8 protein-coding genes are annotated in these 16,006 nt (G+C 42.4%); all 8 read right to left on the bottom strand.

Translation table 11 applies throughout. From position 1 onward, the window contains the following. Position 1: 1 nt before the first annotated feature. Entirely contained in the window at positions 2-1,666 is a 1,665-nt protein-coding gene (locus QZ574_RS10250; protein ID WP_297089390.1) for an FAD-dependent oxidoreductase, read from the bottom strand. 162 nt (positions 1,667-1,828) lie between these two features. Beyond that, a complete protein-coding gene (locus QZ574_RS10245) occupies positions 1,829-3,559 on the bottom strand; it encodes an alpha-L-fucosidase (RefSeq protein ID WP_297089389.1) in 1,731 nt (576 codons plus the stop codon). A gap of 56 nt (positions 3,560-3,615) precedes the next feature. Then, the gene (locus QZ574_RS10240) at positions 3,616-5,259 is read right to left on the bottom strand and encodes a hypothetical protein (RefSeq protein ID WP_297089388.1); all 1,644 of its coding nucleotides are present in this window, start codon (positions 5,257-5,259) and stop codon (positions 3,616-3,618) included. 17 nt (positions 5,260-5,276) lie between these two features. Then, on the bottom strand, positions 5,277-6,659 hold the full coding sequence (locus QZ574_RS10235) for an alpha-L-fucosidase (RefSeq protein ID WP_297089387.1): 1,383 nt from the start codon (positions 6,657-6,659) through the stop codon (positions 5,277-5,279). A 141-nt stretch (positions 6,660-6,800) separates the two neighbouring features. Beyond that, entirely contained in the window at positions 6,801-9,179 is a 2,379-nt protein-coding gene (locus QZ574_RS10230; RefSeq protein WP_297089386.1) for a PDZ domain-containing protein, read from the bottom strand. Between the two features lie 129 nt (positions 9,180-9,308). Beyond that, on the bottom strand, positions 9,309-11,243 hold the full coding sequence (locus QZ574_RS10225) for a RagB/SusD family nutrient uptake outer membrane protein (RefSeq protein WP_297089385.1): 1,935 nt from the start codon (positions 11,241-11,243) through the stop codon (positions 9,309-9,311). A gap of 25 nt (positions 11,244-11,268) precedes the next feature. Continuing rightward, on the bottom strand, positions 11,269-14,475 hold the full coding sequence (locus tag QZ574_RS10220; protein ID WP_297089384.1) for a SusC/RagA family TonB-linked outer membrane protein: 3,207 nt from the start codon (positions 14,473-14,475) through the stop codon (positions 11,269-11,271). A gap of 49 nt (positions 14,476-14,524) precedes the next feature. Beyond that, positions 14,525-15,730 (bottom strand): glycoside hydrolase family 88 protein, encoded by a 1,206-nt coding sequence (locus QZ574_RS10215; protein WP_297089383.1) that lies wholly within the window; start codon positions 15,728-15,730, stop codon positions 14,525-14,527. Positions 15,731-16,006 lie beyond the last annotated feature (276 nt).

Here is a 16,006-nt window from a genome sequence, read left to right as displayed (position 1 = left end):
TCTATTTATCTGAAATATCCAAAATCTGTCCAACAGCATGAAGCTCTTCAGCTAATTCAGCATAGGCAACATCGTGCAGGTCAACACCTTTTTCAACGGCCATACCTGCCAAAACACCGGCACTTTGCCCCAGCACCATAAACACGGGTTCCATACGAATAGAACCAAAAGCAATATGCGAACTTGAAACGGCAGTAAGCACCAACAGGTTTTTGCACTCTTCGCGCTTTGGCACAATGGTTCCCAAATGAATCTGGTAAGGCGCCGGAGGTTCAACACCAAGGTCGCCCTCGTTTTGCACATAACCTTCTTCGGTAATATAACGTTGGGTGTTGTGCGAATCCATTGCATACGAACCCATCCCAATAGATTTATCAACGGGCTTTTTCCCCAGAATTTCATTATCCGTCATCACAAACTCACCGAGCATACGGCGTGCTTCGCGCACATAAATCTGGTAAGGCCAGTGGTTGTTATCCACAAATTCGTCTTTTGCCAGGCCCCATTTTCTCATTTTCAAACGCAGGTTTTCCGGTACACTTTCGTCGTAGCACCAGAAATACAGCAAGCCTTTGTGGTAGTCGATATGTTCCTGAAGAATTACTTTCCGCTCCTCGTACGATGCTTCCGGGTAGTCGTAATTCATGCCAATATTGTCGGAGCTAAACGGACCTACGTTGTTCACATCGCGTTTACCGTTGGGAATTTTACCACCGCCAAACATGGAGTGACGACCTGCACGGAAAATCCGGCGCAGCAATTCGTATTGGGCAGGGTCGTAATTTTCGGGTTTTTCAAAGGGAACGTAATTTCCTTCGGCATTGGTGGTGCACAGGCGGTAGTTATAGGCCTGAATTCGTTTGTCACCCGAGCCGTTTTCGCCCGGAGGTTCGGTTGAAATTCGAGGCAAAACACCGCTTGTTGGGTCGCCGGGAATCACATAAGGACTAATCTTTAAGTTCATGTGATGAAAATTATGGCTGTGGTGAAATTGCCCGCACTGCACACCGTTCCACGTTTCGTTGTAGACGCTGTTGGCTTCGCGGCCCACGTGATAATTTATTCCGGCGGCAGCCATCAGGTCGCCTTCGTAGGTGGCATCCATAAAAATTTCGGCTTCAAATTTCTTACCACTTAACATGGTAATTGATTTGATTTTTCCATCGATGACTTCAACGCCATTTTCACGGTCGAGCCACTCATCGCGCAAAATTGTAATGTTATTTTCGGCAACAAACTCTTCAAAAATATTTTCAGCAACATGTGGCTCAAAAGTCCACATGGTTTGCATACTGTCGTTAATGGCAGTTGTGCCCTGCCCTTCGTTGCTGTATTCGCTGCGTGGTACCCAGTTCCAGGCTTCAGGCTTTTGGTAATGTTTGTAAACGCGGTGGTAAAACTCGCGCGAGAGGCCACCAATAACACTTTTATCACCTACATCGGTAAAACCAAGGCCACTTGCCGACAGGCCGCCAATATGGGTTTCAGGACAAACAATTAGTACATTTTTATCCATTTGTACCAACTGCACCGCCGCAGTAATGGCTGCTGATGTTCCTCCGTAAATTACCACATCGGGGTGATTGGCTTTGTTGGATTGTTTAACTGCGCAGGCCCAAACTATCAGAAGTGCCAGGATTGTTGCTGTTATTTTTAGGTTTTTCATATCTATTTGTATTATTTCTTTACCCTGTCGGGGGTTCCCCTCTTGAGGGGAGCAAGCTTTGAACAAACTCTTTTCGTTACATCAAAGCCTCTGGGCTTTCATCTTACCTTTCCCCTTCCTTCGACTCCGCTCAGGATGACGGAGAGAAAGAGCGGACTTTTTCTATTTCATTGGTGTCATCACCACATCTTTCAAATTAATGGGTTGCCATTTTCCTTGAACGGGCTTAAACGTGATTTTATAAGACCCCGGTTCTTTAATTTCGAATGTACCGATTTCCACTGTTTTAAAATCGCCGTAATCACCGGTTGCATTAAGCTTAACAGTTTTTGTTTGACCGTTAAGTTCCACTGCAAATTCAGAATCAGCTACTCCGGCTGTTTTTGCTGTTACATGAAAAGTTGCCGGTTTTTCGATGGCAAAAGTCCAGTACACCCGTTCGTGCTCGTTGGTCCAGTTGCCCACGCAGTCTTTCGAGCTATTGTATTTTACACCCAGACCGTGCATATTTTCAAACTCGGCACTTTCAGTCATAAAAGCCACCACGCCATTTTCGTCTTGCCCGAATGGTTTTGGTTCAATGGCGTCAGGAGTTTCGGCTAATTCCAAAACAATAACCGAGTTTATTTCATCGGGAGCATTTCCTGAAAGCTGAACAGTTAAGCCCTCTTCGCCGGCCTTTGTTTTAAATTTCTTTGAACCATTGGTTAGCAAGGCTGCTTTTGCCGATTTGTTGCGAATTGGCACGGTAATTTTCCCGGCTTCCCAATCGAAAACGTGTAAGTATAATTTTGTTTTGCTACCGGCTTTTTTCATGGTAATGTAACCCCAATCTACTTTGCTGCACGGGCTGGCTTCGGTTTCGTAAATGGCTTCGCTGTTTTTGTCCATCCAGGCACCAATGCCTTTCATACGCTCAACGGCCTTTGGCGACAAGGTTCCCAAACATGTTGGACTTACATTTAAAAGGTAATTACCACCCATGCTGGCAGCATTGGCCAGGTTGCCAATCAGTGTTTCCAGCGATTTAAAATTCTGGTCGTCGCTACGGTAGCCCCAGCTGCCACTTACCGGCTGACAAAGTTCCCAGTATTTATCTTCGGGCTTTTTCTTTGGCATATGCCGCTCGTAGGTTTTATGGTCGCCGGGGTAATCGTCGCCCAAACGGTCGTTGGTAATTATTGCAGGTTGTAAGGCAGTGGTAACATGGTATAAACTATCCACTACCTCCTTTGTCATTGCTCGTGGCGTGTCCCACCAAAAAATTGCAATGTCACCGTAGTCGCTTAAAAGCTGGTTTACCTCCGGAAGTGCTTTTTCCATTACATAAGCATCGCTGCTCACGCGTTGCATGGTCTTGTCCCAGTTGTTTCCCATTCCGCCGGGATGACTCCAGTCTTGCGCCTGCGAATAGTAAAACCCAAACTTAATCCCTTGTTTGGCACATTCGTCGGCCAGTTCTTTCATTACATCGCGACCAAAGGGTGTGGCATCCACCACATTAAAGGGGTTACATTTGGAGTGGAACATGGCAAAACCATCATGATGTTTTGCGGTAATTACCATGTATTTCATTCCGGCTTCTTTTGCCAGGCCTACAAATTCTTTGGCATCGAATAAAGTGGGGTTAAAAAGCTCTGCAAATTTGGCGTATTCGGCCACAGGAATTTGTCCGCGGTTCATAATCCACTCAGCTGAGTTTTTTTGTGGTTCGCCTTTGTAAAAACCTGCCGGAACCGAATAGATTCCCCAGTGAATAAACATCCCGAAACGGGCGTCGGTCCACCATTCCATTCGTTCCTCGTCGGAAATTTGCTGGGCTTTTGCCGGGTTTAATCCTCCCAGTTGAATAAGTAGGATTAGGATTGTTGCTATTGAAAGTAATTTCTTCATTTTATTTTGTTTTTTCGATGTTTCTCGCAGATAACGCTGATTACCGCAGATTCAATTTAGTTTATCTGCGTAATCAATACCACACTCCAGGGTGTAAGTTCTTTTTCAATATTTAGCTTGCCGTCTTCGCCAACAGTTACCAATTCTGTTTTTAATTGTTCGGCATAGGCTTTCATCACTTTAATTTGCTCGCGGGTTGGCGGTTCGGGTTTACCCATGGCTTCCCAGTAGTTGTGAATATTACCGTGGTCTTTATCCAGCGTTTCAATTTTAAATTGCGTTCCCGGTTTTAAGTTTTTCATTGAGAAACTCAATGGTTTTGAGGTTCCCTCTTCACGCTTGTTATTGCCGGATGGAACTGCATCCTCATATTCTTCGGGATAATTATAGGCCAAAGCCGAAATTTTACCATCACCAGAATCACGGCTTACAAACAGGTAATCGTCTTTGTAGATTTTTTCGTCGCCCAGTTGGTGCAACATCCGGTAAGCGTGGTACGATGGTTTTACCAGTCCCTGAAAGTTAATCATACCGAAACCTCCGTGAAAGATACTGGCAGCACCGCCTTTTTCTTCAAAAACATCAGTGAAGGTCCAGAATGCCAGTGAGTTTGTTAAACCGATACAATCGAGATTAGTTTTTACAATATAGGCAGCGGCTGGAAGAAAATCGTGCGTAGCATCGCGACTGCTGGGGCTGGTATTCCATTCGGTGAGGTGCAATTCGGCATTTGGAAAGGCGCTGTTTTTAACAGTTCTGTTCAGCCATTCAATATCCAGTTTAGTAGACCCCACAAACCGGGTCAAACCTCTGCCTTTTCCCGTTTCAGGGTTAAAAGCATAATCGGTTGGGTACGGGTGGCAACTAACAAAATCAACCGGCAGGTTTTCTTTTTCGCAGAATTTCAGGAAATCCTCAATCCATACGCCGTGCCATTCCAATTTATTAATATCGTCGATGGTAAATACCTCTTTGGCTGCTTCGCGGTCTTCAATTTCGCCGTCGAAACGCGTGTCGGGCACAAAGTTACTGGTTGCAGGGCCTCCAATTTTCAAGCGTTCGTCAACTGATTTTACGGCCAATGCTGACTGTTTATACATTTCGAAGTATTGCGATTTTGTTCCGTCCAGAAAGAGCGGGTAAAGGTTGGGCTCGTTCCAAACTTCGAAATACCAGGTAAGCACTTCGTCAATTCCATAACGGTCGACCAAATGTTGTGTTAACGCTTTTACCAAATCGTGCCACTGCTGCGCATAGTTTTCGCCCGGAGTAATATTTGCTTTCCACCAAAATACGGTTTTTGAATTTTCAGCGGCAAAGGGCTCCGGGAAATAGGCCAGCTCCACAAAAGGCTTTACATTCAGGTCGAGCATACGGTCGAACAAATCGTCGATGTATTGCCAGTTGTACACGATTTTACCACGGTTCTCGAGCACCACAAACATATCTTCGTGAAATAGCCCGTGAAAACGGCAGTATTGAAATCCACAGTTTTGCTGTACTTTTTCAAGTTGTTCGAGCCAGCCGGCACGCAGGCCTTCGTTGGCACGCCCTGCCCCTACACATTTGCTCCAAAAGTGTTCGAATTGTTCGCCATTGGAATTGGCATCGATGGTTATTTTGTTTTGCGCGTTTACAATCCCTGAAAACAGGATGATTACACAGATTAAAATTGTTGTTGTTTTTAGTAGTTGGCTCATATTTATCTAATTCAATTTTATTTTACAATTCCATATACTTGAATTTTTACCACGCTGGCCAATTTATTAGCTGCAACATTTGGTAATTCAATCTTTATTCCATTATCTGTAGCAAAAGCTTTTACCTGTGTTCCGGTTGCCAAAAGAGTAGAATTTTTTATTTCATTTTTGATTCCGGGAATGAATAACTCTCCGTTTTCCGGCCAGTTAAACACCGAAAAATAGAGCGTTGTATTTCCGTTTTCCACTTTTTTGGTGCAGCGCCCCCAATCAAATTTTCCAATCGGGCTCGAAGTCGTTTCATAAACAGCTTCACCATTTACCTTTAACCATTCGCCCATTTCTTTTAAAAGCTCAACAGAGGGCTGACGAATTACGCCTTCGCCGGTTGGCCCAACGTTTAACAAAAAATTACCGCCTTTGCTGGCAATATCAACCAGACTGTGCACCAATGAATCTGCCGATTTCCAGGCATGGTCTTCTTTGTGGTAGCCCCAAATTTCACTGATGGTCATGCAGGTTTCCCAGGATTGCGGCTCCCCACCTTTTGGTATTTTTTGTTCCCGCACGGCATAGTCACCCAGTTTGTTTCCTACACGTTGATTTACAATACAATTGGGGTCGAGCTTTCGAATCAATCCCAGCAATTCTGAACTTTGCTCTTTAGTAATTAACTCGGGGGTATCGAACCAAATAATTGCAGGTTTGTATTGTGTTATCAACTCGGTAATCTGTGGTTTTACTTTTTCTTTAAAATAGATAGAATAATCTTTTTTCTCTTCTTCCGGAAAATCCCACACATTGCTTCGCCGACCACCATTTGAATTACACTGCGGATGGTGCCAGTCGCGGCCCAACGAATAATATACTCCAAATTTAATCCCCTGCTTTTTACAAGCTTCGTTTAATTCTTTAATTGGATCGCGTTTCCACGGCGTTTGTTTTACTATGTTATAGTCGTTCGACGGGCTGTTAAACATAGCAAAACCATCGTGATGTTTCGAGGTAATTACCATATATTTCATACCGGCATCTTTGGCAAATTGGGCCCACTCATCGGCATCAAATTTTTCGGGATTAAATTTTGCAGCTATTTTTTCATATTCAGCAATGGGAATTTGCAGGTTACGCATCATGTGTTCAGATCGTCCGTCCTGCCCCTTCCAGAAACAGCCATCCTGGGCGTAAAGTCCCCAGTGGATAAACATTCCGAAACGGGCATCGTTCCACCATTCAAGACGTTTGGCTACGACTTCAGCCGAGTCAAGGTATTCGAGTTTTGCTTTTTCAAATTTATCGCCAGTATCGATGGTGCCGTCAGCATTTACTTGTGCATATCCTGCAAAATATAGAAATATTCCACATAGAATAAATGCTATTATTTTTAGTAGTTGGCTCATATTCTTTTTGTTTCACGCAGATTTCGCTGATGTGCGCGGATGTATTTATTACGTGTCGGGCTTTCAGCCCTTTGTTATTTTTTGTCATTCTATTCACAGCCCTTGCGGACTGTGCTATTACGTGTCGGACCTACGGCCCTGCTATCTCACCTTAACCGTAAGTTCCTGCTCGGCTTGATTACGCATTACAAGCATTTTTACCGTTTCGGTGTAGTTGTATTTTTTTAGTGCACCGAAGAACTCTTTTACGTTTTTCACTTTTTCTCCTTCAACGGCCAGTATCACGTCTTTGCTGCGAAGTCCATCGCCCTCGTAAGCTTTGCTGCCGTTCCACATTTTCAGAATAATAACGCCTTCCGCTTCATTTAAACCGTAGGCCGATTGCTCTTCCATTGAATCGACTCCTTTAATCTCGTTGCGAAGCCACGAAACCGTTGCACTGCTTTTCCCTGACAACTCCCCGGTAGTTTTTATTACCGGAACTTCAGGTGTTTTCGCCATTTTTTTCAAATCAGGGCTTAACACACCAAACTCATCCATCGGAAAGTTTTTGAAACCCAGTTTTAACGCCGGTGAGTTTTCGGCAACGCTAAAATCAAGTTCTGCAGGATTTGTAAACAAGGGGTCGCCAAAGGCACTGTTGGCATCAATGTTATACAACTGGGCTTTTAGCATCGATTCTTCATCGGGAAAAAGGTTGTAGTCCATTTCTTTTCCCCAGCTTAGCAGGCGCACATCTTTGTAACTATCGGTAACGATATTGCGGCGAAACACATCATCGCAATTGGCAAACCAAACGTGCGGATGAAATGAGTTATTTACCATGATGTTGTTTTCTACCACGCGGTAAAATCCTTCGCGCAGTTTTATGCCGCCGTTTAAACACAGGTTGTTGTAAATATGGTAGTTCGTTGAGCCGTCGTCGAGGTCGATATCCCAGCCGTGGTCGCAACGAAAACGGTTGTTGCGGATGATGGTGGTATGAATGGCATCCCACAAAGGCATTTGCGGATTAGCCATGGTCATTTCGTCCATTTTATCGCGTTTGGGCGTCCAGAAACGGTCGCGGCCCCATGAGTTAAACGAGCCATGGTCGCCGGTTTCCAAAACGGTGTTAAACACATCGTTGTATTCCAAAATATGGCCGCCCCAGGTTCCGTCGCCAATGTTTATTCCGGCACGTGGCACATCGTAAATGCTGTTGTGGCTAACGGTAATATCCATTGCCATTGCAATTTGTACTCCTGCCACCTGTTTTTCAACCCGGCCAATGCGGTGAATCAGGTTATTATGGGCCACACAATTTTTCGGATACAATTCGTTTTTTGGTCCGGCCACAGTATCCATTTCTGCCAGCTCAACAAATTTTCCGTACTGAAAAGCCGGTGAACGCACGGCAGAAGCCTCGCCCACAAAACTGATGGCACTGGCGCCACAATCGTGAATATGGTTGCCCGAAATTTCGACATTGCGGTTGTAGCTGCTTACAAAAATTACATTTCCACCCAGGTTGGTGAACTCGCAGTTTTTAACCGAGCAGTTTTCGGCCCCTTCGATAAAAAGAGCTGCACCACGATACATCGTCCAGTCGCTACGCAACAAAGGTTCATATATTTCAAAAAGTGTGCGTCGGGTGTGTTCAAATTTTACACCTTCAATGTGAATGTCTTTCACCGGTGCTTCATCGCCTTTTATTTCAATCAGGCTTTTTAAAACCACGGCTTCGCAGCTTGCGGTTTCGAGATTGGTACCGGCAACAGGCCAAAAATACAGTTTGTTCTCTTCTTTATCGAAATAGAATTCGCCGGGGCTGTCGAGCTCTTCCAACACATTTTCCACCATACGAAACTCGGGGTGCGGGCCTGAAGGCCGGTTATTTTGGAATCCACCTTCGAGAATGGCTTCACCGTTTTCATCAACACCGGTAATTTTAAAGTGCATACCGCCCCATTTGCCCCGGTGCATGGCATGAAAAATGGCACCTTCGGGCTTTGCCCAACTTGCCACTCTTTCTTTCGAGATTGCATCGGCAGCGTAACCCTGCCAGAAACCGCCATCTTCGTTGTAGTTGGGGTAACGGGCCAGCGTTTGGGGTTTGCCGTTTATGATTAGCTGCTCTACCCCTAAATCCCGCAAGGAGGACTTTTGGCCTACAGCATCAAGATTGGCTATGTAAATGTCATTATTAAATTTCTCCCAGTTAAGATTTAAAGGCACAGAACCTTTAATGGTAACTTCCGATTTACCGGCGCCAATAATTTTCAGTCCGTTTAGAGGCGAACCAATGGTTATTGGAGCTGATAAATGGTATCCTCCGGGAAGGATATTGATTTGAATTTGGGTTTTGTCGTTTTCGGATTTAAGCTGAAGTGCTTTTTGAATGGCCTGGTTGAGGGTTTTAAAGGTAAGCTCTTGTGTTTGTTCGGCATTGGGGCTAACCGTTATTTCAATGGTTTTTGGGTTACAAGCTGAGAAAGAAATAAAGATAAGAAACAGGTAAAGTTGGATTTTAGCAGTCATTTTGAATTCAGTTTTCGGTTATTTCATGGCAAAAGAAGAAATTATTTTTTAGTAACAGCCGGCAGCGAAAAGAATTCACTGCCGGCTTTTTACCTATTAAACTAATCTATGTAAGAAAAAATAATTTTGTTACCATCCTGGATTTTGCGTTAAAGCAGGATTGTGCTCTATTTGCAAGGTTGGAATTGGATCTAAATAGTTCATTTCGGAGAACAGTCTATCAGCTGAAATTACAAGAATTAAAGCTCCTGGTTTTGTAGTTGCAATACCGGCATAGGTTGAAGGACTGTATTCCGATGTTGTTAAACCAAACGAAAATCCGTCAGGATTATATAGTTTTCCATCTGATTTTGGATTGTCAACGGTTGCATATTCTGTCTCTACACCATCGTATTGAATATAAGTCGTCGCCATAGCTGGTTTCAACTCCTCAACAGCAATACCCCAACGTTTTAAATCGTCAAAACGGAAATTTTCTCCAAATAATTCGATTGAACGCTCCCGACGAATTTCACCTAACATGGTTAAGTCACTAAATGGAGCAATTAAAGCATTGGTTAAAGGAGCGACACCAGAGCGTTCTCTGATTTTATTAATTGAAATGTTCAAGTCGGCATCAGAAATTTGACCTCCGCCCAATTCGCATGTAGCTTCGGCATAAATCAACATTACTTCGGCCAAACGAATAAGTGGGTAATTGAAAGATTCGGTTGTTGTTTCACGACCAATGTGTTCTGTCACAAATTTATGCCCCATATAACCAATATTACGACCATTTGTTTCGGTTTGCAAAGCCGGAGTGTATGTGTAATTGTACGTACTCACACCATCTTCGAAAGCTACACCATATTGAGCTCCACCACCAACACTCGTGCTGGTTCCGTAGCCCCAATACTGTACGAATGGATTGTAAACCAGACCTTTCAAACGAAGATCGCGGTTTTCAAATTCATCCATCATGTTTGCATATCCATTAAAAACACTTGAATGCTGAACAGGAAGACCATCTGCACACAAATACATATCCATCAACTTACGTGTTGGTCCCCAAGGCTTGGCATGTGAAATATTTTGACCGATTTTACGGTAATTGTAATCATATACCGTTTGAAGGATGTATTCCTTATTATCAGCTTTTGTTAATCCTGCAGGATTACTACCATCTTCCAAAGTAAACATGTAATAAAGATGTCTTTCAGCGTAATTGTCTGTTTCTAGAACTTCAACAGCCTTCATTTCATCGCGCATATCCCATAATTCAAATGCACCGCTATTCATTACAGCCAATGCTTCAGCTTTGGCTTCAGAAAGCATATCGTTTATGCTGGGGTAACCAGCAGGTTTTGCATCTCCAGTAGCGGCATCAAGATACGCATTTGGTGCGTATTTTTCCCAGGTGGCTTCGTATAATAAAACACGTGCTTTAAATGCTTTTACTGCTTCAAGCGACAATCGTCCTTGCTCACCATCTCCAATATCGTTTTGCGAACGTAAACCACCAGTAGCCAGTGCTGCATCTAAATCAGCAACAATTTGCGCTGCTACTTCGTAACGACTATTACGAGGAGCGTACAATTCTTCGTCTGCAACATCTAAAGCTTTTGTTACAATAGGAACTCCGCCAAAACGTTTTAAAAGCTTCCAATGGTGCCAGGCTCTAAAAAAGTAAGCAATACCAACATATTCAGCAATTTCAGACTGGTCTCCTTCGTATTCAGCTGCTTTCTCGAGCAACTGATTGGGTGCACGCATTCGGTCGTAATTATTATTCCATTCGCTATCTGATACAGGGGCAACTGTATAACCGTTACCATAAACTATATCAGTTCCATACCCAATATTATTGGACAAATCGGAAGTCTCGTCCCCATCTTCAAATCCAAAGCGGGTATAAAAGTAGTTCGATGCCGTTTCAAAATCGGCTGGTGTTTTAAAATAAATGGCTTCTGATAATTGATCCAGAGGTGAGCGATCAAGGAAATCTTCCTGGCAACTACTAAGAATCAATGTTGCAAAAATTAGCGTTAGGCTGAACACCTTAACATATCTATTTTTCTTTTTCATTTTTGTATTCTTTTAAAATTTACGATTAAAATGTAAGTTCTAAACTGAACATTAAGGCAGAATTATAAGGATATTGATTTCCATTATGAGCATTTCGTCCATGTTCCGGATCCAGACCATCTTTTACGTTTGATATGGTAAATAAATCATTTCCTGTAACAGATACGCGAACTCTGTCCATACCTGCTTTTGTTGTTATCGTTTGGGGAATGGTATATCCTAAAGAAATCACTTTTGCACGTATATAACGAGCGTTAATGATATTTAAATCATTGGGATGACCATAGTTCCAGTTTTTACGGCTTCCGTTATAAAATATCATTGGAAGTTCGGCACCTGTATTTTCCGGAGACCATGTGAGGTCGCCACTGGCATAAACACTGTTCTGGTTCATCCACCAGCTTCTGAAAGGATAAGCCAATGTTCCGTTACGCTGAATATATTGCTGACCAACTCCCTGGAAGAAAGCTGAAAAGTCGAATCCTTTATATTGCAAGCCAAAATTAAAACTAAACGCATAATGTGGGTTTGCATCGCCATGGAATACCAAGTCATCCTGGTTAATTAAACCGTCGTCAGATACATCAACACGATTAACAGTACCCGGCACCAAGCGGTTTGCACTGCGGTAAGCAGGAAGAATAGAACCAGGTTTTGTTGTTGTTTGATCACCACCATCAAAACCATATTTCTCGTAATAGGCTAAAATATCTGCTTCATTATCGAAAATACCATCGGTTTTATATACCCAAATCGAATTTAATGGGTAGCCTTCAATTGGACTTGTATTCAATCCTCTGCCAATTGTTTCTGCACCTTCCATATGGGTTACCTCACCTTTGCTGTCCCATAGGGCAGCACCTACCTGGTATGATAGTTCGCCAATTTTATCTCTCCAGTTAAGGCTTATTTCCCAACCTTTACTTTCAAATGCACCGCTGTTGGTTTTTGGCGCACTGGCACCCAAAATTTCAGGATAAGTTATACTCACCAACATGTCGTCGTTATTATGAATAAAGTAGTCCATACTACCACTCAGGCGGCTATCGAGTACTGCAAAATCAACACCAATGTCGGTTTTTGCCACACGCTCCCAGGTACGTTCGGTTGAAGTCATACTAGAAATACGATAGGTATTATAAATTGCCGGAGTTGTGCCAAAATAGGTTTCTCCTGAAGACATTGTTGAGATGTAGTCATATCTACCAATACCAACTCTCGAACCTGTTTCTCCATAAGAAGCACGCAACTTTAAGTTCTGGAAAAAACCATCTTTTAGGAACCCTAATTCTGATAGTCTTATACCGGCAGAACCATAATAAAAATTTTTCCAACGGTAATCAGGGTGGAAACGAGAAGATCCATCACGACGAGCAGCAAATTCTGCTAAATATATGCCATTGTAATCGTAATTTAACCTGGAGATATATGAAAATAAAGATTCGTGCCATGCAGTACCTGCATTTGTCATGGTTGACGCATCTCCAGTATTTAAGGCATCAAGTTCGTCTGAAAGTAAATATTTACGTTGCATGTCATAACCCGTAGCTTCTTGCTCTTCCCAAGTAATACCAAGCATTGCCGAAACATTGTGCTCGCCAAACGAACGCTTGTAATTACCTTGTAACAAATGGTTTTGGAAAAATATGTTATCAATATAAACATCAACCTGGCTAACTGCTCTTCTGGCAGGAGCATATGTACTTGGGTTACCATCCCAATCGTATTTTGTTACCATTTTTGTACGAGCCGTTTTCTCATGGTTTCTTTTGGTAACATCTCCTTTATACATAAATGATAATCCTTGCAAATACTTATCCATGTTCAAATTTAGAGCACCACTAAGTCTAATTATATCAACATCCTCAACCGTTCTTCCTCCCTCTTCCAACTCAAGAGGAACATGGTCGGCCCAAAGGGTATAATATTGTCCTTGTGGGTTCTTAATAGGGTAGAATTGTGGATTTTGAAGACCTTCACCTACACCATGCGTAGGAGCGTCAATAATTCTGTTATCATACGATATCATGAAATCTGTTTGAATCATGTCGTTAACCTTATAAGAAAGGTTGGTCCGGAAGTTATACTTTTTAGCACCATCGTAAACCAATTCCATAGGCGAACGATCATTTGCATAACCTAAAGATGTACGATAAGTGGCGTTTTCGTTACCACCAGAAAAAGATACATTGTGACGATGTGACATTGTAGTACCGAAAACATAGTCGTAGTAACTTTCATCAGCAAAACGATGGTCTGAACCAAATAGAAATACCGTTTCAGGAGCCAATGGGAATGTTCCGTCTGAAATTTGCTGCCAATAATCTTCACTGAAGAAACGACCTGTAAAAGCCGCAGTTTGCGGATTTCCATCAGTGTCAACATAATCAATCATGTCGTTACGTCCACCTTGCAACCAAATATCAGCTAGTTCTTTAAAATTTGCCAAAGGCATTTTGTAAGCATAGTTAAATTGTACATCGCCTCTATATTCAACTTTTATTTTACCTTTTTGACCTTTCTTGGTGGTAACCAAAATTACACCACCGGCAGCTTTCGATCCATAAATAGCTGCAGCACCATCTTTTAACACTGATAAGCTTTCGATATCGCTTGAATTAATTGTACTAAGCATCCATTCTGGTGCTTCCACTCCATCAATTAAAACTAGAGGAGAGATTCCGTTCACTGAATAATCACCACGAATTTTAATATCTAGCCCTTCATTACCCGGACGAGATGAGGAACGAGTTACTACCAATCCAGGTATTTCACCTTGCATTGCAAGGGCAACACTAGATGTACCCTTGCCTTTAATCATTTCTTCACCTTTTACCTGTACAACCGCACCGGTAAGGGTAGCTTTTGATTGGGTACCGTAACCTACAACTACAACCTCTTCCAAACCAACGGCATCGGTTTTTAAGGTTACATCGATTGAAGTTTGGCTGCCAACTGCAATTTCTTGTGTTAACATACCCACAAACGAAATAGTTAATACGCTTTCGCTTGTTACATTTGATAGAGAAAAGTTACCATCGATATCGGTAACGGTTCCCGTTGAAGTTCCCTTAACAACCACGGTTACACCCGGAAGGGCTTCACCATTGTCGTCAACAACCTTTCCTGAAACTGCTTTTTGCTGTGCAAATGCACTGGCACTAACCGCAACAAAAAAGAGACAAAACATTAAAAAGCTAAAAGCCTTTTGAATACTTTTTTTGTTTTTCATAAAAATTAGTTTTTGTTAAAAATTTAGAGAATTACTTTATTGATTCACACTATTCTTTGCTGAGAGCTAAATTTTGATTCTCTTCATATCTCTTGCTTTTAATAATTGATTCGAGGAAATAATAGTCGGCGTAATTAAGTGGCACATCAATTTCCGACTTATAGGGTTTTGAGCCCGTAGAGTGCGTAAGCAGAAAACCTCCGTTTTCGCCGGTCTGAGCCAAAAACTGGGGTGTTCCTAATGTTTCCAGAAGCTTTTGAGCTGTGCTCAGATAAATTTCGTTACTGGTAAATTCGTACAATTCGAACAAAGCAGATGAAATAACAGCCGCGGCCGATGCATCGTAAGGTTCGTTGGGAATATTTGGCGCTTTAAAATCCCAGTACGGAATTTTACCATCTTTTAAACCGTCGACGGTAAGCAGGTAGTCGGCAACATGTTTTGCCTGTGTAAGAAATTCTTCCATTCCGGTTTCGCGGTACATCATGGTAAATCCGTAAACCGCCCAGGCCTGTCCACGCGACCAGTCGCTGTCGTCGGCAGCTCCCTGGTGGGTATTTTTATTAATTACCTCTCCGGTTTCCGGATCGTAGTCAATAACATGGTAACACGAATAATCATCTCTGAAATGATTGGCCGCTGTGGTTTGAGCGTGTTTTACTGCTATTTCTTTAAAACTTTCGTTACCGGTTTCTTTAGCCGCCCACATCAACAATTCCAGGTTCATCATATTATCTATAATAACCGGGTATTTCCAATGGGCTGTTTTGGGGTTGCTGTTCCACGAGCGAATGCACCCAACAACCGGGTTATAGCGGGTTGAAAGTGTTTTTGCCGATTGAATCAGAATTTCTTTGAATTCGGGATTGTCGAGGTATTTTATAGCCCAGCCATAACTGCAATACATTTTAAAACCAATGTCGTGGTCGTTGGCATTCCATTGCTCTACCTCAAGGGGTAAGGTATAATCCAGTGCGTGCGCTTTCCATTTATCTTTTCCGGTAAGCTCATACATCATCCAAAGCGTTCCGGGGAAAAAGCCACTGGTCCAGTCTTTGGTTGCCACCAGTTTTATTTCCTGATCCTCAAGCGTACGCGGAAAAATTTTCTCCTCGGTTTGCAGGGGTTTAATTTTTTTCAAGGCATATTCAAACTGTTTCTCCGAATGTTTAACAATATCGTCGATTGTTTCGGGATGTTGATTGCTGCACGCAAAAAGAATAAAACATAGACTGATTGTAATAATTTTTTTCATAAAAAAGGTTTGTTATTCTTATTTGAAAAGCAAGGATTTTAACTTGAAGGCTCCTTCTTCAATTCTCAGAAGAAGGAGCCTAACACAACTAAACTAACTAACTATCTAACCAAATTATGCATTGTATAAAAACCTTGCTATTCATTTTTTATTGATTCAGTTTTAACTTTTAATGTGGATATTGTTTTTAATACCCGTAATTTGTTTTCAAAATTGTTTTTCAAAAATAGCGGCACAGGATGCTGCAGAATTAGTGCTATTGTTGCATTTTCTGGT

The sequence above is a fragment of the uncultured Draconibacterium sp. genome (assembly GCF_913063105.1).
In the GTDB taxonomy this organism is placed as follows: domain Bacteria; phylum Bacteroidota; class Bacteroidia; order Bacteroidales; family Prolixibacteraceae; genus Draconibacterium.
The sequence above is the reverse complement of the archived record's forward strand: the minus strand, read 5'-3'. Positions and strand labels throughout refer to the sequence as shown.